24 protein-coding genes are annotated in these 20,708 nt (G+C 63.7%); 11 read left to right on the forward strand and 13 right to left on the reverse strand.

From position 1 onward, the window contains the following. Positions 1 to 13 precede the first annotated feature (13 nt). The gene (gene repB / locus RA29_RS21150; RefSeq protein ID WP_039689843.1) at positions 14 to 1,003 is read left to right on the forward strand and encodes a plasmid partitioning protein RepB; all 990 of its coding nucleotides are present in this window, start codon (positions 14 to 16) and stop codon (positions 1,001 to 1,003) included. 25 nt (positions 1,004 to 1,028) lie between these two features. Here the strand turns inward: repB and RA29_RS21155 are convergent, their stop codons facing one another. Then, on the reverse strand, positions 1,029 to 3,104 hold the full coding sequence (locus RA29_RS21155; protein WP_039689846.1) for a TonB-dependent hemoglobin/transferrin/lactoferrin family receptor: 2,076 nt from the start codon (positions 3,102 to 3,104) through the stop codon (positions 1,029 to 1,031). Between the two features lie 405 nt (positions 3,105 to 3,509). Here RA29_RS21155 and RA29_RS21160 point away from each other — a divergent pair, with 405 nt between their 5' ends. From RA29_RS21160 to RA29_RS21185, 6 genes are read left to right on the forward strand one after another with little or no spacing between them, the layout of a single operon-like run. Next, positions 3,510 to 3,944, forward strand: coding sequence for a hypothetical protein (locus RA29_RS21160; RefSeq protein ID WP_241462686.1), 435 nt, complete (start codon positions 3,510 to 3,512; stop codon positions 3,942 to 3,944). Further along, the gene (locus tag RA29_RS21165; RefSeq protein WP_039689847.1) at positions 3,944 to 4,597 is read left to right on the forward strand and encodes a MotA/TolQ/ExbB proton channel family protein; all 654 of its coding nucleotides are present in this window, start codon (positions 3,944 to 3,946) and stop codon (positions 4,595 to 4,597) included. Before RA29_RS21160 ends, RA29_RS21165 begins: the two co-directional genes overlap by 1 nt. Positions 4,598 to 4,625: 28 nt before the next feature. Beyond that, entirely contained in the window at positions 4,626 to 4,967 is a 342-nt protein-coding gene (locus RA29_RS21170) for a biopolymer transporter ExbD (RefSeq protein ID WP_039689849.1), read from the forward strand. After that, positions 4,967 to 5,347, forward strand: a complete 381-nt coding sequence (locus tag RA29_RS21175) for a biopolymer transporter ExbD (RefSeq protein WP_039689850.1) — start codon at positions 4,967 to 4,969, stop codon at positions 5,345 to 5,347. Before RA29_RS21170 ends, RA29_RS21175 begins: the two co-directional genes overlap by 1 nt. Continuing rightward, positions 5,344 to 6,270 carry a TonB family protein gene (locus RA29_RS21180; protein ID WP_039689852.1) on the forward strand — a complete coding sequence of 309 codons (927 nt, stop codon included), beginning with the start codon at positions 5,344 to 5,346 and terminating at the stop codon, positions 6,268 to 6,270. Before RA29_RS21175 ends, RA29_RS21180 begins: the two co-directional genes overlap by 4 nt. Positions 6,271 to 6,272: 2 nt before the next feature. Then, complete coding sequence (locus tag RA29_RS21185; RefSeq protein WP_039689854.1) at positions 6,273 to 6,698, forward strand: hypothetical protein; 426 nt, start codon at positions 6,273 to 6,275, stop codon at positions 6,696 to 6,698. Here the strand turns inward: RA29_RS21185 and RA29_RS21190 are convergent. The 3 genes from RA29_RS21190 to RA29_RS23060 form a co-directional block, all read right to left on the reverse strand. Further along, positions 6,695 to 7,015, reverse strand: coding sequence for an antibiotic biosynthesis monooxygenase (locus RA29_RS21190; RefSeq protein ID WP_039689959.1), 321 nt, complete (start codon positions 7,013 to 7,015; stop codon positions 6,695 to 6,697). The two genes, RA29_RS21185 and RA29_RS21190, sit on opposite strands and share 4 nt — an antisense overlap. A gap of 64 nt (positions 7,016 to 7,079) precedes the next feature. Continuing rightward, positions 7,080 to 8,654, reverse strand: a complete 1,575-nt coding sequence (locus tag RA29_RS21195) for a PepSY-associated TM helix domain-containing protein (protein WP_039689857.1) — start codon at positions 8,652 to 8,654, stop codon at positions 7,080 to 7,082. Beyond that, on the reverse strand, positions 8,651 to 8,977 hold the full coding sequence (locus RA29_RS23060) for a hypothetical protein (protein WP_039689859.1): 327 nt from the start codon (positions 8,975 to 8,977) through the stop codon (positions 8,651 to 8,653). Before RA29_RS23060 ends, RA29_RS21195 begins: the two co-directional genes overlap by 4 nt. A 221-nt stretch (positions 8,978 to 9,198) precedes the next feature. Here RA29_RS23060 and RA29_RS21205 point away from each other — a divergent pair, with 221 nt between their 5' ends. Both RA29_RS21205 and RA29_RS21210 read left to right on the forward strand, forming a co-directional pair. Next, entirely contained in the window at positions 9,199 to 11,328 is a 2,130-nt protein-coding gene (locus RA29_RS21205; protein WP_082029672.1) for a TonB-dependent receptor, read from the forward strand. A gap of 12 nt (positions 11,329 to 11,340) precedes the next feature. After that, the gene (locus RA29_RS21210; protein ID WP_152613112.1) at positions 11,341 to 11,625 is read left to right on the forward strand and encodes a hypothetical protein; all 285 of its coding nucleotides are present in this window, start codon (positions 11,341 to 11,343) and stop codon (positions 11,623 to 11,625) included. On the opposite strand, the gene RA29_RS21215 is transcribed toward RA29_RS21210, so the two are convergent. Genes RA29_RS21215 through RA29_RS21225 form a run of 3 tightly spaced genes read right to left on the reverse strand, consistent with a single transcriptional unit; the run spans position 11,622 to position 15,195 of the window. Continuing rightward, the gene (locus tag RA29_RS21215; protein ID WP_039689864.1) at positions 11,622 to 12,698 is read right to left on the reverse strand and encodes a DUF1513 domain-containing protein; all 1,077 of its coding nucleotides are present in this window, start codon (positions 12,696 to 12,698) and stop codon (positions 11,622 to 11,624) included. The two genes, RA29_RS21210 and RA29_RS21215, sit on opposite strands and share 4 nt — an antisense overlap. Continuing rightward, positions 12,698 to 13,669 (reverse strand): imelysin family protein, encoded by a 972-nt coding sequence (locus tag RA29_RS21220; protein WP_039689865.1) that lies wholly within the window; start codon positions 13,667 to 13,669, stop codon positions 12,698 to 12,700. The genes RA29_RS21215 and RA29_RS21220 overlap by 1 nt, the downstream gene beginning before the upstream one ends. Before the next feature lie 2 nt (positions 13,670 to 13,671). Beyond that, on the reverse strand, positions 13,672 to 15,195 hold the full coding sequence (locus tag RA29_RS21225) for a di-heme oxidoredictase family protein (protein ID WP_052249868.1): 1,524 nt from the start codon (positions 15,193 to 15,195) through the stop codon (positions 13,672 to 13,674). Positions 15,196 to 15,267: 72 nt separating this feature from the next. Between RA29_RS21225 and RA29_RS21230 the strand changes: the two genes are divergently transcribed. Both RA29_RS21230 and RA29_RS21235 read left to right on the forward strand, forming a co-directional pair. After that, positions 15,268 to 15,699 carry a hypothetical protein gene (locus RA29_RS21230; RefSeq protein WP_039689963.1) on the forward strand — a complete coding sequence of 144 codons (432 nt, stop codon included), beginning with the start codon at positions 15,268 to 15,270 and terminating at the stop codon, positions 15,697 to 15,699. A 108-nt stretch (positions 15,700 to 15,807) separates the two neighbouring features. Continuing rightward, complete coding sequence (locus tag RA29_RS21235) at positions 15,808 to 16,278, forward strand: DNA starvation/stationary phase protection protein (protein WP_039689866.1); 471 nt, start codon at positions 15,808 to 15,810, stop codon at positions 16,276 to 16,278. Positions 16,279 to 16,424: 146 nt separating this feature from the next. On the opposite strand, the gene RA29_RS21240 is transcribed toward RA29_RS21235, so the two are convergent. The 6 genes from RA29_RS21240 to RA29_RS21265 all read right to left on the reverse strand — a co-directional run bounded on the left by RA29_RS21240 (position 16,425) and on the right by RA29_RS21265 (position 20,565). Then, entirely contained in the window at positions 16,425 to 16,841 is a 417-nt protein-coding gene (locus tag RA29_RS21240) for a hypothetical protein (RefSeq protein ID WP_039689867.1), read from the reverse strand. A gap of 9 nt (positions 16,842 to 16,850) precedes the next feature. Continuing rightward, positions 16,851 to 17,108, reverse strand: a complete 258-nt coding sequence (locus tag RA29_RS21245; protein ID WP_039689868.1) for a DUF1289 domain-containing protein — start codon at positions 17,106 to 17,108, stop codon at positions 16,851 to 16,853. 165 nt (positions 17,109 to 17,273) lie between these two features. Continuing rightward, a complete protein-coding gene (locus tag RA29_RS21250) occupies positions 17,274 to 18,533 on the reverse strand; it encodes an imelysin family protein (RefSeq protein WP_039689870.1) in 1,260 nt (419 codons plus the stop codon). A gap of 37 nt (positions 18,534 to 18,570) precedes the next feature. Next, positions 18,571 to 19,053, reverse strand: coding sequence for a hypothetical protein (locus RA29_RS21255; RefSeq protein WP_039689872.1), 483 nt, complete (start codon positions 19,051 to 19,053; stop codon positions 18,571 to 18,573). Then, positions 19,050 to 19,214, reverse strand: a complete 165-nt coding sequence (locus RA29_RS21260; protein ID WP_241462693.1) for a hemin uptake protein HemP — start codon at positions 19,212 to 19,214, stop codon at positions 19,050 to 19,052. The genes RA29_RS21255 and RA29_RS21260 overlap by 4 nt, the downstream gene beginning before the upstream one ends. A gap of 331 nt (positions 19,215 to 19,545) precedes the next feature. Then, complete coding sequence (locus RA29_RS21265) at positions 19,546 to 20,565, reverse strand: Fe(3+) ABC transporter substrate-binding protein (protein WP_039689964.1); 1,020 nt, start codon at positions 20,563 to 20,565, stop codon at positions 19,546 to 19,548. Positions 20,566 to 20,708: the final 143 nt, after the last annotated feature.

Here is a 20,708-nt window from a genome sequence, read left to right on the forward strand (position 1 = left end):
CTAGGAGGATGACATGGCGCGAAAAGACCTGTTGAAATCCGTGATCGGGCAGCCGACCGACACGCCGAGCGGTGCAGGGCGGTCGAGCTACGCCATGCGCGGTGCGTCGAAGTCGATGAAGGTGTCGATTGACAGCCTTGCCGAGAATTCCAAGCGCCTGATGGAAGGCGAAACGATTGTCGAGATTGATCCCGATCTGGTCGATGTGTCCTTTGTCAGTGACAGGTTGAGCGGGGATGACGAGGCGTTTGACGATCTGAAGGCGTCGATCAAGGCGAGCGGGCAGGACACACCGGTGCTGTTGCGTCCGCACCCGGATGCGGCAGGGCGGTACATGGTGGTCTTTGGCCACCGCCGGGTGCGCGTGGCGCGCGATCTGGGCCGGTCTGTGCGCGCTGTCGTCAAGGATCTGGACGATGTGGGCCATGTGCTGGCGCAGGGGCAGGAGAACACGGCCCGCGCCGATCTGTCGTTTATCGAGAAGGCGCAGTTTGCCAAGAACCTTGCCGACCTGGGGCAGGAGCGGGAGGTGATCCAGCAGGCGTTGACTGTCGATGCGAGCCGGTTGTCGCGGATGCTTTCGGTGGCGCAGACCGTGCCCGACGTGATCGTGCGGGCCATTGGGCCGGCCAAGCAGATTGGCCGGGACCGGTGGGAAGAGTTCAAGAAGCTGATGGCGGATGACGCCAATCAGGGCATTGCGCTGCGTATTGCGCGCACCGATGGCTTTGACACGCTGGACAGCGACACGCGGTTCGAGTTGATGCAGACCAAGGTGGCCGAAGCCGGGACGCTGCCCAAGCGCAAGCGGGCGCGCACGGTGGCCCCGAAGCGCACCTGGACGGCTGGAGAGGGGCGTATCAAGGGCGTTGTGGGCCGCAGTGGCCGTGCCTACAGCATTTCGCTGACCTCGACCGATGGGGCGGCCTTTGGCGATTATCTGGCGGACAATCTGGACCGCTTGTATGCCGAGTTTCGGGGCCGGTCCGGGGAGGGGCACTGAGCCGCCCCCGGACCGGCTCTGAGCGTCAGAACTGGAACGAGGCCGAGAGTTTGATGGATCGGCCTGATTGCGGCAGTTCGTTGGGGAAGATCGTGTATTGTTCGTCAAACACGTTGTCGATGCCCGCGCGGAAGACCGCGTTTGAGAGTGGCCCCTGCTGCGGCGACCATGAGCCGAAGAGGTCCACGACTGTGTAGCTTTCGCCCGGGCGGGTGTTGCCGGATGCGTCAGCGGGCACGTCGTTCTGGTCCCCGGCGAAGGTGGCACGGGCACCCAGGGTCCATTCCGGGGCTGGGCGGAAGCCCACTGTTGCTGTCAGCCGGGGTTGTGGGATGGAGCCGAGTTCTTCGCCATTCTTGGCTTTTCCTTCGGGTAGGGTCAGGGCGAGGCCGCCGAACCAGTTGCCTGCGTCGTAGTCGAGTTCAGCTTCGAACCCGTAAAGCTCGGCGTCGATGTTGCGCTGGAATGACACGCCAACGATGGTGGGAGCGAGTGGAATTGACACTGCGTCTGCACCGACGACCTGCGAGTCAATGAAGTTCTTTACATCGGCATAGTAAGCGTTGGCCGAAAAGCGCAAGGCATCGCCGGGCCGGAACATATTTGCGCGCTCAAACCGGGCACCGAGTTCGATCTGGGTGGATTCTTCGGGTTCGAGATCGGGCGTTGGAATGAAGTTGTTGGTGAACTCGGTCGGAGGTGTGCCGGGTGGTCCAATCACGCGCTCGAACAGCGGGAAGTGCACCCCGTCATTGTAAAGCTCCGTCAGCGTGGGTGCGCGGAAGGCGCGGGCGACGTTGCCGAAGACTTGCCAGTCGTCATTGGGCCGGAAGCTGAACCCGATACGGGGGGAGAAGAAATCGTCGTCTACGTCGGCGAGGTTGGGGTCGTCCACGTCCCGGTCGTAGCTGTCGAACCGCAGGCCCGCGATCAGGTCCAGCCGGTCGGTGACGCCGAAGGTGGCCTCGGCAAAGGCGCCGATTGTGGTGGCGGTGGCGTCGGGGAATTGCGTGCGATCTGCGCCGCTGCGGGTGCCTGATTGTTCGTCGCGGAAGGCGTCGATCCCGTAGACCAGTTCGACGGGCACGCCGATGTCGAAGCGGGACCGGTTCGTGACCTCAAGCCCGATCGTGTCGTATTCGGTGAAGTCGGGGCGTCCGTCGCGCACGCGGTCGTCCTGGATGTCGAGTGTGTTGCCGTAGAGCAGGACTGACAGGTCGATCAGGTCGGAGTTTTCGGGGTTCCAGTCCCAGGACAGCCGGTAGGTGAAGATCTCGGCCGAGCGTTCGGAATCGTTGCCGGTGTTGGGGTCGAGATTGGCAGTGGTGTTGGCGTTGGGCGGGATCAGCCCTTCGTCCTCGTAGTAGGATAGGTTCAGCTCGAATCGCTGGTCGCTGGTGGGCTCGAACCCCAGTTTCAGGAGGCCGTTGACGATGTCCACCTCTGAGCGCAGGATGTCGTCCCCGTTGCCGTCCTGGAGCGATGTGCCGAAGTTCCGACCGCCGATGAAGGCGAGGGCGTCGATATTGCCGAAATCGCCGTAGAGCGTGGCGGAGGGGCTCCAGATCTGGCCATTGTCGGAGTAGCCGAGGCGGAGCCGGGCGCCGGTGGTTTGGCCGGGCAGGAGCAGGTCCTCGACATCCTTGGTCTCGACCGCGACGACGCCGCCGATGGCGCCGGAGCCGAAGAGTGTGGAGCCGCCGCCGCGCACCACTTCGACGCGCTGGACGATGTCGGGATCGAAGAAGAAGCGCCCGCTGTGTTCGCGGTTGAAGTTCAGCCGACCGCCATCAAAGCGCAGGACAACCTGTTCGTCCTGAAAGCCGCGGATGTTGATCTCTTGCGCGACGCCGCGCGGGCCGCCTTCGATCGATACGCCGGGGACGTCGCCGATCAGCTCTTCGACCGTGTCGGCCTGCCGTTTTTCCAGCTCTTCGCCCTCAACCACCGATGCGGCCACCGGCGTGTCCTGAATGTCCCGGTCGGCCCGCAATGCGGTGCCGAGCACGAGCGGCGGCAAGTCCACCGGAGCCTCCTGTGCGTGAACGGTTGTTGCGCCCGCGGCCAGCAAGGCCACGCCCCCCAGAATACATTTCTGCATGCGATCCCCATGATGTGTGCTGTTGGCAGCGCGGGGCCTGCCAAGTTGGGGGTGGGGCGCGCAATCGGGCTATTTGGTAGCTTTCCTGATAAAAGAAGTAAAGTATATTTGGCGTGATCTGCACCGCAAACATGCGGGTTGGCATGCTGAGATTTTGCGCTGTTTCGGTTGGCGTCAGCCATGCCATTGCAGCCGTAAACCGTCACAAATTTGCAGTTTAGGGACTGTTTTGGGACATTGTGAGCGGCGCTGTCACCGCTTGCCACTTCGGGACAGGGTGGCGAGGCCCTTCTCCTAGTCTTTCTATCAGGTATTGCGCTGGCGCCACAGACGTGGTTGTTAGGGCCCCAACGGGTTCCCAGCCGCATTGCCAGGTCATCCCACCCTTGAAGCAAGGAGAGTGGCATGGGGACGATGTGGGCCCGTCTTGCGGGTTTGGTCCTGATCGCATTGGGCGCATCTGGCGCGGCGGCGGAAGAGACCGACCTGACCGGCAAGATCGCGATTGAACTCAACACCGTATCGGAGACCGATGGCGCCTGCACGCTGACCTTTATGGTCACGAACGGGCATGAGATGGCGATTGATCAGCTTGTCTATGAAACCGTGCTGTTTGATGCAGCGGGGCAGGTGGACCGTCTGACCCTGTTCGATTTCGGAGCCTTGCCCGTGGGCCGCCCGCGCGTGCGCCAGTTCGCGGTGCCGAACGTGGCCTGTGACGGCCTGGGCCGGGTGCTGTTCAACGGATTGCACACCTGTGCTGCCGAGGGGCTGGACAAGGGCGCTTGTGCCGCCGGTCTGGTCCCGATGAGCCGGGTCGGTATCGAGGTGCTGGGCTGATGCTGGATGCGGTGATTGGACAATTGCAGGCGGTTCTGGATCTGGGCGGTCCGGTCGTTCTGGTGTTGATGGCGGTGTCGGTCGTGACGGTGGCGGTGATCCTGTACAAGCTGTGGCAGTTTTCAGTGGCCCACGTGGGGCGGCACGCGGCCGTGCGAGATGCTGTTGCTGCGTGGGACGCGGGCGACCGGAGTGGGGCGCGGGAGGCTTTGGCGCCGTCGCGGAGCTATCTGGCCGGTGTCGTTGAGGCCGGTTTTGACGGCTTGGGCCGGGACCGGTTGCAGGCCATGGCCGAGGCGCGGTTTTCGCGGTTGGAGCGCGGGTTCCGGTTTCTGGAGACGGTGGCGCAATTGGCCCCGTTGCTGGGTCTGTTTGGGACTGTGCTGGGTATGATCGAGGCGTTTCAGGCCTTGCAGGCGGCCGGGGCGCAGGTGGATCCGTCGATCCTGGCCGGTGGTATCTGGGTGGCCTTGCTGACCACTGCCGTGGGTCTGGCCGTGGCGATGCCGACCGCGCTGGTGTTGGCCTGGTTTGAAGGCCGGATGGAGGCCGAGCGGGTGGCGGCAGAGGGCTTTGTCCTGACCGCTGTTGCACCTGTGGGGCGAGGCGATGCGCCCGTATTAGACACTGATATGGTCCCTGCGCGTGGCTAGGGCGCGGGTCATACGACGGCGGGTGTCGATGACGTCGCTGATCGACGTGATCTTTCTGCTCTTGCTGTTTTTCATGCTGACCTCGACCTTTTCAACCTTTGCCGAGGTGGAGTTGACCGCCGGTGGGGCAGGGCAGGGGGCAGAGGCGGCTGCGGTGCCGCCGCTGTTTTTGCGCGTGGCCGAGGATGCCCTGGCGTTGAACGGGGCGCAGGTGCCGCTGGAGGCGCTGGCGGAGGCGATGAATGCGGAGGCCGAGCAGCCCGTGATCGTCAGCTTGCAGGACGGCGTGACTGCGCAGCGGTTGACTGATTTGCTGGTCGTGTTGCGGAATGTGCCCGGCTTGCAGATCACCGTGCTGGGGCAGGGCTGATGCGGGCGCGGCGTCAAACCAGAGAGCCGACGATTGCGCTGATCAACATCGTTTTTCTGATGCTGGTGTTTTTCATGGTCGCGGGCACGCTGGCGCCGCCGCTGGAGCGGGATTTGTCGCTTGTGCGCACCGATGATCTGGAGGGGCGTGCGCCGCCCGATGCCCTGGTGATCCGGGCTGATGGCGAGATGCTGTATCGAGGGACTGCGCAGGGGGATGTTGCCGCTTATGTGGCTGGGCTGGACCCGGAGGCGCGAGAAGAGGTGCGGATTGTGCCGGATCGCGATCTGCCTGCTGCCGATCTTGTGACCCTGGGCCGTGAGTTGCGCCGGGCGGGCGCGGGCCGTGTGATCATTGTGACCGAGAGGGCGCTGCAATGAGGCTGGGGTCGCGTCGGATCGCTGCTGTGGCGTTTCTATTGGCAGCAGGCCTGCATTTGGGCGGGGTGATGCGGTTGGATTTGACCGAAGACGTCATGATGGAAGGCGGGCAGGTGGGGGCGGCTGAGGCCTCCCTTGGCGACGGGTTCGCGGATCTGGCGCAAGGGACGCTGAGCGGGGTCGAGACGACCGAGGTGACTGAGCCTGTGCCCGTGGAGGATGTCGCGGAGCCGGTTGAGCAGCCTGAGCCGATGGAGCCTGCACCGGTGGAGGAGGTCACGGAGGTTGAGCCCCCGGAGGACGCGGTGCAGCCGACAGAGACCGTTGCGATGGTGGACACAGCCCCCGTGCCCGAGCCGACCCTGCGGGTGACGCCGACGGTGCCTGTTGCACAGGCCCCCGCGCCCGAGACACTGACCGCGGATGAGCCCGATCAGGTGGAGGCGACCCGGTCGTTGCGCCCGCAGGTGCGCAGTCGGGAGTTTGAGGAGCGCAATGCGCCGGATGAGCCGCCGCCGGAGACGACGCGGACGGCCACGCGAACACCGTCGCCACAGGGCAATCAGGCGCAGACCAATGCGCGGGCGGGCCAGGCGGATGGCAGCGCGTCAGCCGCCCCGGCCCAGCGTGCCAGCGGTCAAGGCGCTGCGCAGGCAGGCAATGCCGCCGCGTCGAATTATCCCGGGCAGGTGATGCGCCGTATCCAGCGCGTGCGCCGCCCGCGTGTGGGGGCGCAGGGGGCTGCGACCGTGTCGTTCCGCGTGGCGTCGAACGGGGCTTTGAGTGCCGTGTCGGTGGCGAGCAGTTCAGGGTCGAGTGATCTGGACCGGGCGGCCATGCAGGTGATCCAGCGCGCGGCACCCTTCCCCGTACCCCCACCGGGTGCGCAAAGGTCCTTCCGCATTCAGATTGAGGGGCGGTGAGCATGATGGCCCGGTCCAGCCCAGAGCAAGCGCGGCATATGGTGCAGTATCTGTGCGGTATGTTCGTGCTGTTGGCCTGTGCGGTGATGACCGCGCTGGTGCTGTCGCCGGAGGAGGAGGTGGCCGCACCACCGACAGCGTGTTCTGCGACGGCGCTTTATCCAGTGGAGCGGTTGGCCGTACGCGGGGATGTGGGCGCTATGGCCTATGTGGCCGCGCGTTTCGCGGAGGATGGGTGCGATGTGCAGGCGCGCGCCTATCTTGAGCTGGCGGCAGAGGCAGGCCATGCCGAGGCGCGGCAGGTTCTGGATGTGGCAGAGGCCGAGGAGCGGGCGGCGTCCGTGTCCTCTTGTGCCGCGCTGCTTGCGATGATGATGCCGGGCGTGGATGACGCGCATCTGGTGCCCGGCGCCTGTAGCAGACCCTAATCCGCGGCGATTTCCTGAATGACCGAGAACCCTTCGAAGGTCGGTGCGCCCTCGTGCAGCTTGGCGGTGCTGCCTGCGTCCTTGTGGGCGGCGCGGAAGGCGTCGGAGCGGGTCCATGCGCGGAAGGCGTCTTCGGACGCCCAGACGGTGTGGGAGGCGTAGAGCCGTTTGCCGCTGTCATCCTCTGGCCCTTTGAGCATCTGGAATTCGACGAAGCCGTCCATCGTCTTGAGGTGGCTGTCGCGGCCGAGCCAGAGCGCTTCGAACGCGTCGGCATTCTGGGCGGTCACGGTGAAGCGGTTCATGGCGATGTACATGGTGGTGTCCTTCTTGGTGCTTTCGTGTGTGAGATGGCGTTTGCGGGCACGGCTTTCCAGTGCGTCATTCTGCGGGGGCGGCGGCTGGTTGGGCCGCACGCTTGCGGCGCACGGCCAGCAGGCAGATGAGCCCCAGCGCGAGGCAGGTGACGTCGATCACCAGCACGCTGTCGCCGCGCCACATCAGCGCCTCACCCCAGGACAGGCCGCCGGTTTGCAGGCGGGTGACAGGCAGAAGCAGGAGGCCGATGCCCGTGGCCAGACCGAGCATGCGGTTGAGGCTGTCGAGCGGCTGTTTGAGGGTGAACGCACCGTAGGCCAGCACGGCAAGGCAACCCGCGATAAAGACGCGCGGGACCACGGCCTCTGGATCGCCGGTGAGCAGTGCCACGAGCGAGGCGTGTCCGGTGATCACGATGACCAGCGGCAGGCCCCAGGCGACCACGCTGAGCGCGCGGGCGCCGTGCTGCCAGGCGGGTTCATTTTCGCGCCGCCGGAGCCAGAGCTGCATGCCTGTGACGATGGTGTAGGTCATCGCGGCCCCGAGGCCGACCCAGATGATGCGGGACCACCAGCCGGCGAAATTGCCGAAATGCAGCGGTGCCATGAGCGATGCAAGGACGGAGCCTGCGGACGGCTCTGTTCCAACGATCTGGCGGCGGTCCAGGAATTCCCCGGTTGCGCCGTTGTAGTCGAGCGTTGTGGGGATCAGCGCCCCGTCTGCGATGCCGTGGAAGGTTGTGACCACAGCCCCGGCGGTGCCGTAATCGTGGATCTCTGTCGTGCCTATCGGGGCGCCTGCGCGCAGGGTGGCGTCGGCAAACAGTGTGGTGAGATCGGCCATGGCCGCGACGGTGGCGTTAGTGGTCGTGGGCTCCCCTAGCACGGTGGCAATCGCCAGATCCTGATCGCCGCCAAAGGCGACGAGCGCTACGACGGGCAGGCCGAGGGATATTGCGAAGCTGAGGAAGGCGCCGGTGAAGGACAAAAGCACCGCAAAGGGCAGCGACCAAACCCCTGCCAGCGTGTGCCGGTCGCGGAAGGACACGAGCCGCGCACCGGGTCGTTCGGTGGTAAAGAGGTCGCGGATGATATGCTTGTGGATCAGCACGCCGGTGATGGCGGCCACCAGCATCGTGACGCCCAAGATGCCCGTCATGTAGAGCCCCCAGCGACCCGGCACGTGCAGTTGCACATGCAGGTCCACGAGGAAGTGCGAGAAGGCGCGTTCGGGGCGGTGTGACACCACATCGCTGAAGAACCCGGCGCGGGCCGATTGCAGGACGCCCGTTTGCGGGTTCACGAGGAAGCCGCGCCCGAACTGTGCCGTCCCGCCGTCGGGATGGGGTTGGTCCGTCCCGAAGAACAGGCTGAGCGTGCCGTTGCTGCCCTGGGACAGGAAGACGTGGTCGTGCATCTCGGGCGGGACCTGGGCGGCGAAGCGGGTGACGATCTGGTCGGTGCGGGGGCCGAAAAGGGGCGCGCGGTCGGTGTGTCCGGCGCTCCAGTCCGTGAGTTCGTTGTCGAGGACGACAATCGTGCCGGTGAGCATCACCACGTAGAGCAGGATAGCGAGCAGGGTGGCAGACCAGCCATGCAGGGCGACGAGGCGCTTGGTGGCGTGGTTGGCGGCGCTCATGTGAGGAAGCTCAGCGTGATGAGGGTGAGCAGGAGCGCCCCCAGCCCGAGATAGGTGGTGGCGACGCGGGGCAGGGCGGTGCTGGCGACGGGCCAGACGATGAAGCTGGACCACAGGAGCGGGAAGAGCACGACCGGCAGCACGAGGTGGTTCACGCCGCCTGCACCTGCGGGCAGGACGGTCGGCAGGCCCGCCATGGCGAGGATCGACAGGATGAAGGCCACGGGGCCCGCAAGGATCCAGCGCCAGCGTGTCGGTTGCCGGTCGATCCGGGTGGTGATCCAGTGTTGTCCGCGACGGGGGAGGGTGCCCAATGCCTGCATGTCGTCTGCCCGAGTGCGAGGCTGGCGACGCGGGATGCGTGGCTGGCATTTCGACCCAAACATAGGGGATCGCCCCGGCAATGGCGAGATGTGCGGGGGCGGAAAACGGAGTACCTTGCAATTTTTGTCAGGAAATGGATGCTGTGTGCCAGCCATCCAGCGACGGGCCTTGACCCCCGCCAGACACCCCACTCGACAACACGTGTTTCCCGGAGCTGGATATGAGAGCCCTTTCCCCCCTTTTGGTGGGTGGCGTTTCGACGCTTTCCCTGAATGCTACCCTTGCTGCCGCACAGGAGGAGGGCGCGCCCGTTGATCTGGGCACCCTGATCCTGCGGGGCGAGTTGCAGGCGCGCACGGTGCAGGACAGCCCGACATCGGCCACGATCGAGACCGGCGAGGATCTGGAGCGGAAGGGCGATACGGATTTGCAGGACGTGATTGCGCGCACGCCGGGGGTGAGCACGAGCTTTGGCGAGCAGGGCTTTTCTATTCGGGGTATCGATCAGCGCGGTGCAGGCGGTGGCGGGGCCGGTCTGGTGGTATCGACGCAGATTGACGGGGTTGCCCTGCCCACCAATCAGGCGACGTTCTACGGGCCCTATTCGGCCTGGGACATCGAGCAGGTGGAGGTGCTGCGCGGGCCGCAATCGACCCAGCAGGGGCGCAATGCGCTGGCGGGGGCCATTGTGGTGCGGTCGAAAGACCCGACATTCGAGCGGGAGTTCAAGCTGCGCGGCGAGCTGGGGTCGCGTGGATACTACCGGGCTGCATTTGCGGCCAATACGCCGCTGTCGGACACCGTTGCCCTGCGCTTTTCGGCGGAGACGGTGAATGTCGATGGCACGATTTTCAATGCCACATTGGGTGAAAATGCGGATGCTCACAGGATCGACACCTATCGCCTGAAATTTCTGTGGGAGCCCACCGATACCTTCCGCGCCATCGCGTCCTTTAGCCGGACCGAGAACTTCGCGGGCGAGGATTCGATCAACCGGACCATTTCGCCAGAGGGTCGTGTCGTTCAGCTGGATATTCCGACGCGGGAAGGGTCGCGGCATGACATTTTTGGCCTGCGCACCGAATGGGACATCAATGCGGCGCTCACGCTGGAGACGGAAACCAGCTATTACACGCAGGACTATGTCCGCAGCGAGGATGGGGACGGGTTTCCGGTCTTCCTGAGCCGGTTTGACCGCGTGGGCGAGACGGAGGTGTTTGAGCAGGATGTGCGGCTGAGTTTTGACACCGGGGCCTATTCCGGCGTTGTGGGTCTGTTTTACACCAACATTCAGGATTCGATTCCGGCGGACCTGTTGATCGATACGGGCTTTGCTCTCACACAAAGGCCCGAGGGCGCCAACGGGATTTTCGCCAACCGCTTTAGCGATGTGGTCACGGACGTTGAGAACGCGGCCATCTTTGGCGAGGTGGATATTCGTGCGGATCGGTGGCTGGACGGTTTGTCGTTCACGGTCGGCGCGCGCTACGACTACGAGGAATTCGCGTTTGATGCGGACATCGTTTACGACGCGCCTGTACCTCTGCCCCCTCAGTTCCGGGATCAATCGGCAGAGAACAGCACCAGTTTCAATGCGTTTTTGCCGAAGTTCGGGATCAATTACGAATTCAGCGACACCCAGAGGGTGAGCTTTACCATACAGCGCGGTTATCGGTCGGGCGGCACCAGCATCAATGCCGCGAATAGCATTTCCAACTTTGATCCGGAGTTTACCACCAACTACGAACTGGCTTACCGGGGCAGTTTCAACGCCGACAGCGTGTTTGTGGCGGCCAATGTCTTCTTTACCGATTGGACGGACCAGCAGGTGAACCGGTTTGCTGGGACGCTGCCCACCGGGCAGACCGTCTTTGACGTCGTCAACGCGGGCAAGTCCGAGCTTCGGGGCGGGGAACTGTCGGTCGAGGCGGAGGTGACCGAGCGGTTTTCGGTCTTTGGGCAGGTGGCCTATTCCGACACGGAGTTTGTGGAGTTCGTGAATAACGGCGTCGATCTGGCGGGCAATGACTTTCCCGGTGCGGCGGAGCTGACTGCCGCCTTTGGGGCCCGCTATGACTGGGACAACGGGGTGTCTTGGGCTTTTGATGCGTCTTACACTCAGGGCAGCTTTTTGGACATTGAGAACACCCAGGCGCAGCGCAGTGATGATCGGTGGGTGGTCAATTCCTATCTGACCTACGAGATGGATGACCTGCAATTGGGGCTGTATGTGCGCAACCTGTTTGACGAGGAATATGCGACAAACAGGTCCGTGGACGAAACCGGCATCACGTTCGAGCGGCTGGGTGAGCCGCGGACGATTGGCGTTTACGTGCAGCGGAGTTTCTGAGCGGTGGTGGTCGTGACTCTTGCCATCAGCCTGGCGTGTGTGGCGTGGCTGGCGCGGTTTGATCCCAAGCGGCGGCGCAGCTTTGGCTTGCCGCCGCGCGCGGCTCCGGTGCCTGCGTGGGCGGTTTGGGTGTTGTTGATCTCTCCCGGCGTTGGTCTTGCCCTTGCGGGGGAGGCGGCGGGCTTTGTTCTGTGGCTGTCGGCGGTGTGCGTGTTCGGCTGGTGCGTGGTCTGGGTGCCGCCGCACACCTATCGCCGGGTGTTGGAGCGGGTCCGTGCGCGGTTGCCTTGTACCTAGGCCGTGAGGGCAACCAAGTGGTTGTCGAAAGCGAGCTTATGGGTTGTGCGGTTTTGGAGGGTGTCCCCGGTGAGCGTATGCACCCTGCCGAGTCCATCGGTGACAAGGCAGGTGCCGTCGGGGGCGGCGCAGAGGCCGCAGACGTCGGTTGCCTTGTGCGCGCCCGTTTGCTGGCCGGTCTGATCGAAGGAAAAGGCGATGTTGCCGCGTGGGGAGGAGGCTGCATAGTGGCCGTCGCCGAACGCGCTGACGCTGCCGATATAGCCGTCGAGGCCGAAGAGGGCGGTTTCGTCCATCTGCGCGGGCAGAAGCGTGCCATTTCCCTTGTATAGAGCCACAAGTGGGGGCGGATCGTAGGGATCGCCCTGCCATTGGAAGCCGCAGATCACGGTGCCGTCGGGAGCGGCTGCGATGTGGCGGAGGGAGTTTTGATGAATGTTCTCCGGCACGTGAGCCGTGTCGATATGTGTGCCGTCCGGGGCGAGGATCGTGAGGTTGGGTTGCATCGTGTCGAGGTTCAGCTTGTCGCGCCCGGTGTCGGGGTGCGTTCTGATCCCGCCGTTCGCGACTGCGAGCGTGCCGTTGGGCAGGCGGAGGATTTCGTGTGGGCCGATGCCGCCGGATGGGACGTCGCCTACGCGCGAGTAGCCTGCGCTGCGGTCCCACATGCCGATGCGGCCCGCGCCGGTGGCGATGTCGTTTTCCGGGGTGAAGAGCAGGATGCCATCGGAAGAAAAAGCGGCGTGGCCGTAGAAATGCCGCCCGTCTGGGCTGGTTAGGGTCTGTTTCACCTCGCCCGTGCCGCAGTCGATGACCTTGGCGAAGGTGCCGGGGCGGCGGGCGATGGCGACGGCTTCGGCCACATGTGGATGCGCCGCAGCGGCATGGCCACGGGCGGGCAGGGGGATTTGGAAGGTGATGTCGCCTCTCGCCGTGAGGCCGACGAGGACGTAGGCGCCGCTGGGGGTCATCGCGGCGCTGAGGGCGACGGGGCTGCCGACGTCGGCCCAGCTGAGTGTGGGCGTGAGCGAGGCGGAAGTGAGCCCGGCGAGGAAGGCGCGGCGGGAGGGCATCAGTCGCCGTCGAGCGCGTTGAACCCTGCGGGGATGCCGAGGGGCGTGCCGATTTCGTCGATGACGGCGACCTGAATGGCGCGGACGGATTGTTGCAGCACCTCGACCTTGAACCGTTCGGCGGGGTCGGCGACGCCCTGAAGGGCGGGGTCGTCCAGCGCGTCGGCGCGGGTGATGGCTTCTGCAAATGCGGCCTTGGTCGCTGTCAGGTCGGTGTCGGTCATGGTGGTGGCGAGCGCTTCGAGGGCCGCCAGTTGCAGTTGGATGTGTTGGAGGGAACGTTCGGAGCGTCGCGCTTCGGCCCGGCGGGGGCGGGGCCGGTCGAAGGTGCCCAAGGGGCGGCCAAGGCGCTGGTCGTGTAAGAATTCGAGGCCGGTGGATAGGGATGTGTAGAGGGCGCGCTTTGCTTCAATCGGGGTTTGGAAGCGGGTGTTTCCTTCTTCCCCGGCTGTCGTCATCAAGCTCGCGAAAGCGGGCCAATCGGCTTGGATAGAGCCTGATTTCTGCGCGAGGCCCGTGGCGATGGCTTGGGTCAGGCGGCAGGCGTAATCCGCGTCGGGCTGGTCGTCGTAGAGCATCCGTTCCAGCGCGGTGAAGCCCTGGGCTGCGGCGGAGACATCGGAGAATGCCTCTGCGTCGTCCACGATGGGGTCGGTGGCTGCGGTGAGCCTTGCCAGCGCTTTGCCGGTGCTGTCCTTGGGGTCGGGCCAGAAGGACATGGCGAGGGGGAGCGCTTGGTCCTCGATCGGGCCGAACTGGATGTGGCTGATGCTGATCCAGGCGTCGTAGGCGTCGTGGAAGGCGGGGCGGAGGGCGTCTGGCGTGCAGTCGGCTTGGGCTGCGGCGGCGAGTTTGGTGGTTTCTTCGACCAATGCTGCGTGACCCGGCAGGATGTGGGTGTCGAGTGTGCGCTGGACATCTGCGACGGCGGGCAGGGCGGAGAGGCAGAGGGCGGCGAGGGCGAGGCGCATAGTTACAGGCTTTCGAGGAAACGGATCAGGGCGGCGCGGTCGGCGGGAGGCATGTCGACGACCGCTTGCTTGTGCGGTTCGGCTTCGCCGCCGTGCCACAGCACCGCTTCGAGCAGGTTGCGGGCGCGGCCATCGTGGAGGAAGTAGGTATGGCCGGAAACCGTTTCCGTCAGCCCGATGCCCCAGAGGGGCGGGGTGCGCCACTCCTGACCGTTGGCGCGTCCCTCGGGCCGGTTGTCGGCGAGGCCGGGGCCCATGTCGTGCAGGAGGAGGTCGGTGTAGGGCCAGATGAGCTGGAAGCTTTGCTCGGGCTGGCCGTCGAGCCGGTGGGTGACGTGCTTGGGCGTGTGGCAGGCGATGCAGCCGGTGTTGTAGAACACCTGTTTGCCGCGCAGCACTTCCGGGTCGCCCGTGTCGCGGCGGGCCGGGACGGCGAGGTTGGCGGAGTAGAAGGTGACGAGCTCGAGGCCTGCGATGCCAATCTCGGCATTGTCATGGACGGCGGTGTTGCCGTTGGGCGCGGCCAGGCAGGCGGTTTGGGTGTCGGTGCAGTCGCCGTGGCCTGCGGGGTGCAGGGGGGTCGAGATGCCAATGTCACCCGCGAAGGCGGCGGCGGACTGTTCCCAGACGGAGGGCTTGCCTGCTTTGAGGCCGAAGCGGCCGAGCATGGGGACGCCGTATTGATCTGACATGACGATTTGGGCGCGGCCCGAGATGCCGTCGCCATCTGCGTCGTCGGGGTCGGCTTTAGCCAGAATGTCCGCCGCCGGGATCGCGTCGAGCAGGCCAAGGCCGATCATTTGCGGGGCGACGCGGGCGCTGATCATGGCGTTGTCGTGCAGGGCGCCGTAGCCGAGATTGGTGAGGGTGGTTGTCGGTTTGCGCAGGCTGGCGGTTTCGCCGCCGGAAAGCTCGATCACTTCTTCGGTGTAGGTGATTTTGATGTCGGCCTCGGCCTGGATGCCGGCGATGGAGAAATCCTGGATCTGTCCGCCGTAGTTCGGCTCGGGCTGGGTGGCGATAAAGTCCGCGATCTGTTCTGGGGCTGCGCCGCCGGGGATGGAGATGCGGACGAGCATGGACACGGCGCTGTCGTCTGGTCCCTCGGGCGGGTGGCCGCGCCCGTCTTTGAGGTGGCAGCGCTGGCAGGAGCGCGCGTTGAAGAGGGGGCCGAGGCCGTCGGAGGCAAGGGTGGAGGCGGGGGAGGATACCCACAGCTTTTTGAAGAGGCCGTTGCCGACTTTGAAATCCAGTTCCTTTTCGAAGCTGATATTGCCGGACGGTTGTGAGAAGGCGTCGCGCGTGGCGCGGGCGCGGACGGTGGCGGCACCGCCGGGATTGCCTTCGAATTGTTCGGGTTTGGTAAAATCGGTCGTGGGCGCGATCACACGCTGGATCCGCTCCGCCTCAGCCGCGGTGCGCGGGATCACGGACAGGTGCAGGTCCGTGAGTTCGACGTCCAGTGGTGCGGCAAATGCCAGCGTGGCGGGCAAGATAAGGGCGACGGAGGTTGTGATTTTCTTCATAGCTTATAAATATAGTCAGGAATACGCTTTGGCGAGATGATTCCCGCCATCGAAGGACTTGGAGACTGCGACATGGTGCCCTTGCGACTGGATCTGGCGACTGAGCCACACGGCGCCCCGCCTGTGCGGCCCGTGTCCGATGGCGCCTTTGCCTTTCTGAACCAGTTGCGTTTCATGTCGATGACCTGCCGGTCGAAGCGACGGGCGGATCTGTTCGAGGCCTGTGCGCTGTTGCATGTGACCCGGTCGGCCAGTCGGGAGGCGCATGCCGAGGCGTTGATGCGCTGTTTGGCGCAAGCGCTTGATAAACAGCCGCGTTTGCATGCGCCGGGTACGGTCGAGATGACCTTTGACGAGACCTGGTTGCTGCAACTGGGGCAGGCGATTGCGCGGGCGGATGAGGGCAGTGTTGCGTTTCTTTTGAAGTCGCGTGTGCTGCCGGAACACCGCCGTTTGATCCGCTATCTGGTGGGGCGGATTTCAGAGTATTTTTCTCTGATTTAGAATTATTCTAAAAACCTCTTGCTTCTTCCGTTTGGGTGCCTAACTACTGTTGGGCAAGCCAGCCAGTGATGTGCAAGCCAGCGTAAAATTTCGATGAGGGAGTTAGGAATGACCCAAACAGCTGTTGCGCTGTCCACCGACGCACGTGCCGCCATTGTTGAGGCGCTGAACCAGTCCGTTGCCGAGACTGCCGTCACGACCATGCTGGCGCAGAACTTCCACTGGAACGTCAAAGGTATGGCATTCGGCCCCCTGCACGATCTGTTCCAGAAGATTTACGAAGATCATTTCGCCGCGCAGGACGATCTGGCCGAGCGTATCCGTGCGCTTGACGCCCATGCCGAGGGCACACTGGCCGGGATGCTGGAGCGGTCCAAGATCAAAGAGCATGACGGGCATGCGACCGACAAAGAGATGATCAAGATGATGCAGGAGGCGCAGGAAACGCTTGCCGCCACTCTTGCAGGCTGTGGCGAGTTGGCCGCCGAGCATGGCGATACGCTGACCGAGGACCTGTGCATCGCGCGCGGTCAGGATCACGAAAAGTTCGCTTGGTTCCTGCGGGCGCATCTGGCGTAAGCCGGGTCCGCAGAGAGGCATAGGAAGCCACCCAGACACCCGAGCCACCGAAACGGCAGCCAGGTATCCAGGCAGCGACCCACGCAGAGGTCAAGCCACGTTGCGGACAGCGGCGGTTGGCTTGACCTTTTTTCTTTTTTGCCCGGTCAGTTCAGCGCGGTGGCCGATGAAAACGGGTCGGTGAGCGTCATGCGGTCCACGCAGACAGTCTTGTCTTCGAATGCGTTGTCGATGCGGCAGGCACCGATCACCATCTGGTAGCTTTCCACATCTGTATCGGTGGCCGAGCAGGGGGCGTTGGGTGTCTCGAACGTTGCGGACGCCGAGGCGCCGGGGGCGACGTTCATAAACGACGCGCCCTTGGATCGTCCCACCTGTTCTTCGCCGATGTGGTTGAGGAAGAAGGCGTTGATCTCTGTCAGGGTCGTGTCGCTGTTGTTCGTCAGTGCGACTGTGATCGTGCAATAGTAGTCCCGCTTGCCGATCTCGGTCAGTTCGAGGCTGTAGTCAGCGAATGCTGGCGCTGCGACTATGCTGCAGAGGGCGATGAGGGGGAGGCGCATGCGTGTCTCTCAGGCGACATCGCGGACTTCGGCGATGGGTTTCACTTTCTTCTTCAGGCATTTGCGCAGGTATTCCGGCGCCCAATGCCGGTATTTGCCAAGCCGTGACTGTTGGCCGATCAGCATCTGGACGAACCCTTCGCGGTGCTTGTCCTTTTTCAGCGCCTTGAACATCGACTTCTGCGCCTTGGTCATGGAGCAGCCGATACAGTGGCCTTCGCGCTTGAATTTGCAGACGTCGATACAGGGGCTTGGGGTCTTGGCCATGTGAAACCTCGCTGGTTTTGATATAGCTGGGTCTTTTGGTCAGGAATTACAATGCGCGCACCGGAAACGCGGACATCCGGTGCGCGCTGTGGCTGCCCCGAGGGGGGCAACATGTGCGCGGCACGTTTGCTTTGGGAACACGCCGCTGCCGCGCACGGGGAGCCATTATTGGAAAACGGCGTCAGGGTTGTCGAGGCTGTCGGAGCCTTCGATCTCGATCTCCCCGGTGCCCAAAGCGGCCACCGCCCGTTCGATGGAACGGGTTTGATCGACAAAGGCGTTTACGCCGCCCATAATCAGGGCTTCGCCAGCGTCATTGCCGCGCTCCAACATGGAATCGTAGGCAAATCCAGCCTCAGCCGCGATCTTCATTTCCAGCATTTCAAGCACGCTGTCAGCGAGTTTGCCCTGCAGTTCTGCATCCACACCTGCATCTGCTTCAGCCACCAGTCCGGCCAGTGACGCGCCCGACACGATGGACCCATCCACACGTGTGTAGCTGCCAAGATAGACGTTACGGATGCCGACCGCATTGTAGAAGTGGTCGTTATGGGTGTTGTCCGCGAAGCAGGAATGCTCTTCTTCGGGATCGTTCAGCATGACACCAAGGCGCATGCGCTCGCCCGCTGTCTCGCCATAGGACAGCGAACCCATGCCGGTGAGGATCGCGTTGATCCCTGCGTTTTCGTCTGCGGTAAGTTGGGCGCGGGCGTCCCCGCCGTCCTGCCATTGTGCCACCATCCATTCCAGATCGGACACCAGCAGCTCCGTTGCCGCTGTTAGATATTGGGCACGGCGGTCACAGTTCCCGCCGGTGCAGGCGTCATCCTGGGCGTAGTCCGTCCAGGGGCGTGCGCCTGCCCCCGCGCCGTGGCCGTTCAGATCCTGGCCCCAGAGCAGAAATTCGATGGCGTGATAGCCGGTTGCGACGTTCGATTCCACGCCGTCCGCCTCGTGCAGCGCCCCTTCGAGCAGGTCCGGGTTGATGGTGGAGGCGTCGATGGTTTCGCCGGACAGCGTGAAGGTGGGGTTCGCGATCACGTTCAGCACGGCGTATTCGTTTTCATCCGTGGCGCCGCCGTAGGAGGGGTCGACGTAGTCGATCAGACCCTCGTCCAGCGGCCAGGCGTTTACCTTGCCTTCCCAGTCATCGACGATGGCGTTGCCGAAGCGGTAGACCTCGGACTGCTGGTAGGGGACGCGGGAGATGATCCACGCGGCCTTGGCCGCTTCGAGCGCTTCGGCAGAGGGCGTTTCGGTCAGCGTGTTGACCGCATCGAGCAGCGCCTGCGCCGTGGTCAGGCTGTCGGTATATTTGGCCAGCGCGATATCCGCGTAATTGTCCAGAACGGCTGCCTTGTCCGCGAGCGCGGGGGTGGCTGCCAGTAGCACTGTCCCTAGTGCCGTTGTCAGTGTCAGTTTCATAGGTAACGTCCCCTTTGGATTTTTGTTCTGACTTTGGTTAGTGCAGACGCACCACGTTGGGCGCGGCTGCGGGTGAAATCGGATCGGACTTTTGGCCGTGGATGTGGCGCAGGGTGCTGCCAACCTCGCCCGCCATCAGGGCGATGTGTTCGGCATGGGCCGGGCCGGTGAGCAGCGTCGCAATGAGGGCCGCGTCGTTCAGGTGACCGTCGGATGCGGTGCGCACCAGGTGGACAAAGATACATTCGTCGGAGCCCACGCAATTGCATCCCACCGCGTGGCGGATGAGGGGACGGGGTGCTGTGCACAGGATCTTGCGCGTCATGCGCTGGAACGTGGCCCAGGCGCGCTCGGCTTCGGCGGCGGGCAGGGCGTTGAGGTAATCATCGCGTGCGTGGTGCTGGCCGTTCGGCCCCTCGCACCAGAGGCGGAGGTTGAGGACGAGGTTCGCCTCCCATGCCTCCATCCGGTTCAGCACGTTGACAGTGGCCCCGCCGCGGGCGTGGTTGGGCGCTGTCATTTCGTCAGGATCAGTTTGCCCGCGCGCGTGATGCGCAGGTAGTAAACTTGACCATCAAGGACAATTGAGGCTTGGACTCCGTCCTTGATTAGATCGCGTGCGTCATAGGTGTCCATGTGTTGCGCGTCCGGGGCTGCGGTTGTGTTCGGCACTTGTGTCATCGCGTTCATGCTGCACGCTCCAGATGGTCGAGCATACGTTCCAGGCAGTGGTCGTTTGAGTAGTGCCCGTCGAGTGCGCCTTGCAGCAGTTCTTGGCAGCAGGGTTTGTCACAGTACGTCCGGGCGCGCGGGCGTTGATCTTTGTTTTGTCTCACCATGTCTCACCTCCAGTTGGTGTCACCGGCGTCTGGGCTGCCCGTTCAGGGGTGGCTGAGACTCATCGCTGTTATGTTGATCGTTTTTGTCGGGATCGTCAATCCTGACTAATACAGTAAGAAAAGAAAAAGGCGCGGTATTTTCCGCGCCTTTCACATTTTGGGCAGAGGTCTGCTTATTCCCAGCCGACCTCGTTAAAGATCTTCTGCGCCGCAGGCACGTTCTTGGCCACTTTGGTCAGGTCCACGGCGTCCGGGCGGAAGAGACCCAGGGCTGCCACGGAGGGGCTGAGGCCCACGCCTGGCACAGCCGGGTATTCGTCGTTACCGGCCGAGAAGTATTCCTGCGCCTGATCGCTGGCCAGGTATTCCAGGAACAGGATCGCGTTGTCCTTGTTTGGTGCGTTGGCTGCAACGCCGCCGCCCGACAGGTTCATGTGCGCGCCTTCGGCGTTCTGGGCGGGGAAGATCCAGCCGATGTTCTCGCGTGCGTCTGCCGGCAGGCCGTCAACCTCTTTGCGGATGGCGCGGGCGAAGTAGTAGGTGTTCGAGATCGAGATGTCGCATTCACCTGACACGAGGCCGCGCAGCTGGTCGGTGTCGCCGCCCTGCGGGGCACGGGCGAAGTTGTTCACGATGCCCTGGGCCCATTCCTTGGCTGTGTCTTCGCCGTGGTTTTCGATGATCGCTGCCAGCAGTGTCTGGGAATAGACGTTGGAGGACGAGCGGTGGCACACCATGCCTTCAAAGGCGGGGTCCGCTAGCTCGACATAGCTGGTGGGCGGGTTTTCTACGTCGGTCTTGTCGTAGAAGATGATCCGGGCGCGTTGGCTGAAGCCGAACCATTGGTTGTCGCCGTCTTGCAGGGCGGCGGGAATGCGGGCTTCGAGCACGTCGCTTTCGATGGATTGCAGAACGCCTGCGTCCTTGGCACGCTCAAGGCGCGAGGTGTCGACTGTCAGCAGGATGTCTGCGGGGGAGTTTGCGCCCTCGGCCTTCATCCGTTCGATCAGCTCGTCGGCCTTGCCTTCGATCCGGTTGATGGTGATGCCGGTTGCTTCCGTGAAGTCGGAGTAGAGACGCTCGTCGGTGTCGTAGTGACGCGACGAGTAGAGGTTCAGTTCGCCCTCGGCCACGGCAGTGGTCGCTGTGATCGCTGCGACGGCGAGGGTGACAAAACACGTTCTGGTGGTCATGGAAAGGCTCCCTGTTTCCATTGATCTAAATCCTACAGAAATAGTCAATTACAGGCTTCTGCAGGTAAGGCAACCCTTTCTGAGCGAAATTGTCGGGAATCCCTTGTCGAATCCCGACTTTTTCTGTCATGTTTCTGCGACCA

It is taken from the genome of Tateyamaria sp. ANG-S1 (assembly GCF_000814025.1).
In the GTDB taxonomy this organism is placed as follows: Bacteria; Pseudomonadota; Alphaproteobacteria; order Rhodobacterales; family Rhodobacteraceae; genus Tateyamaria.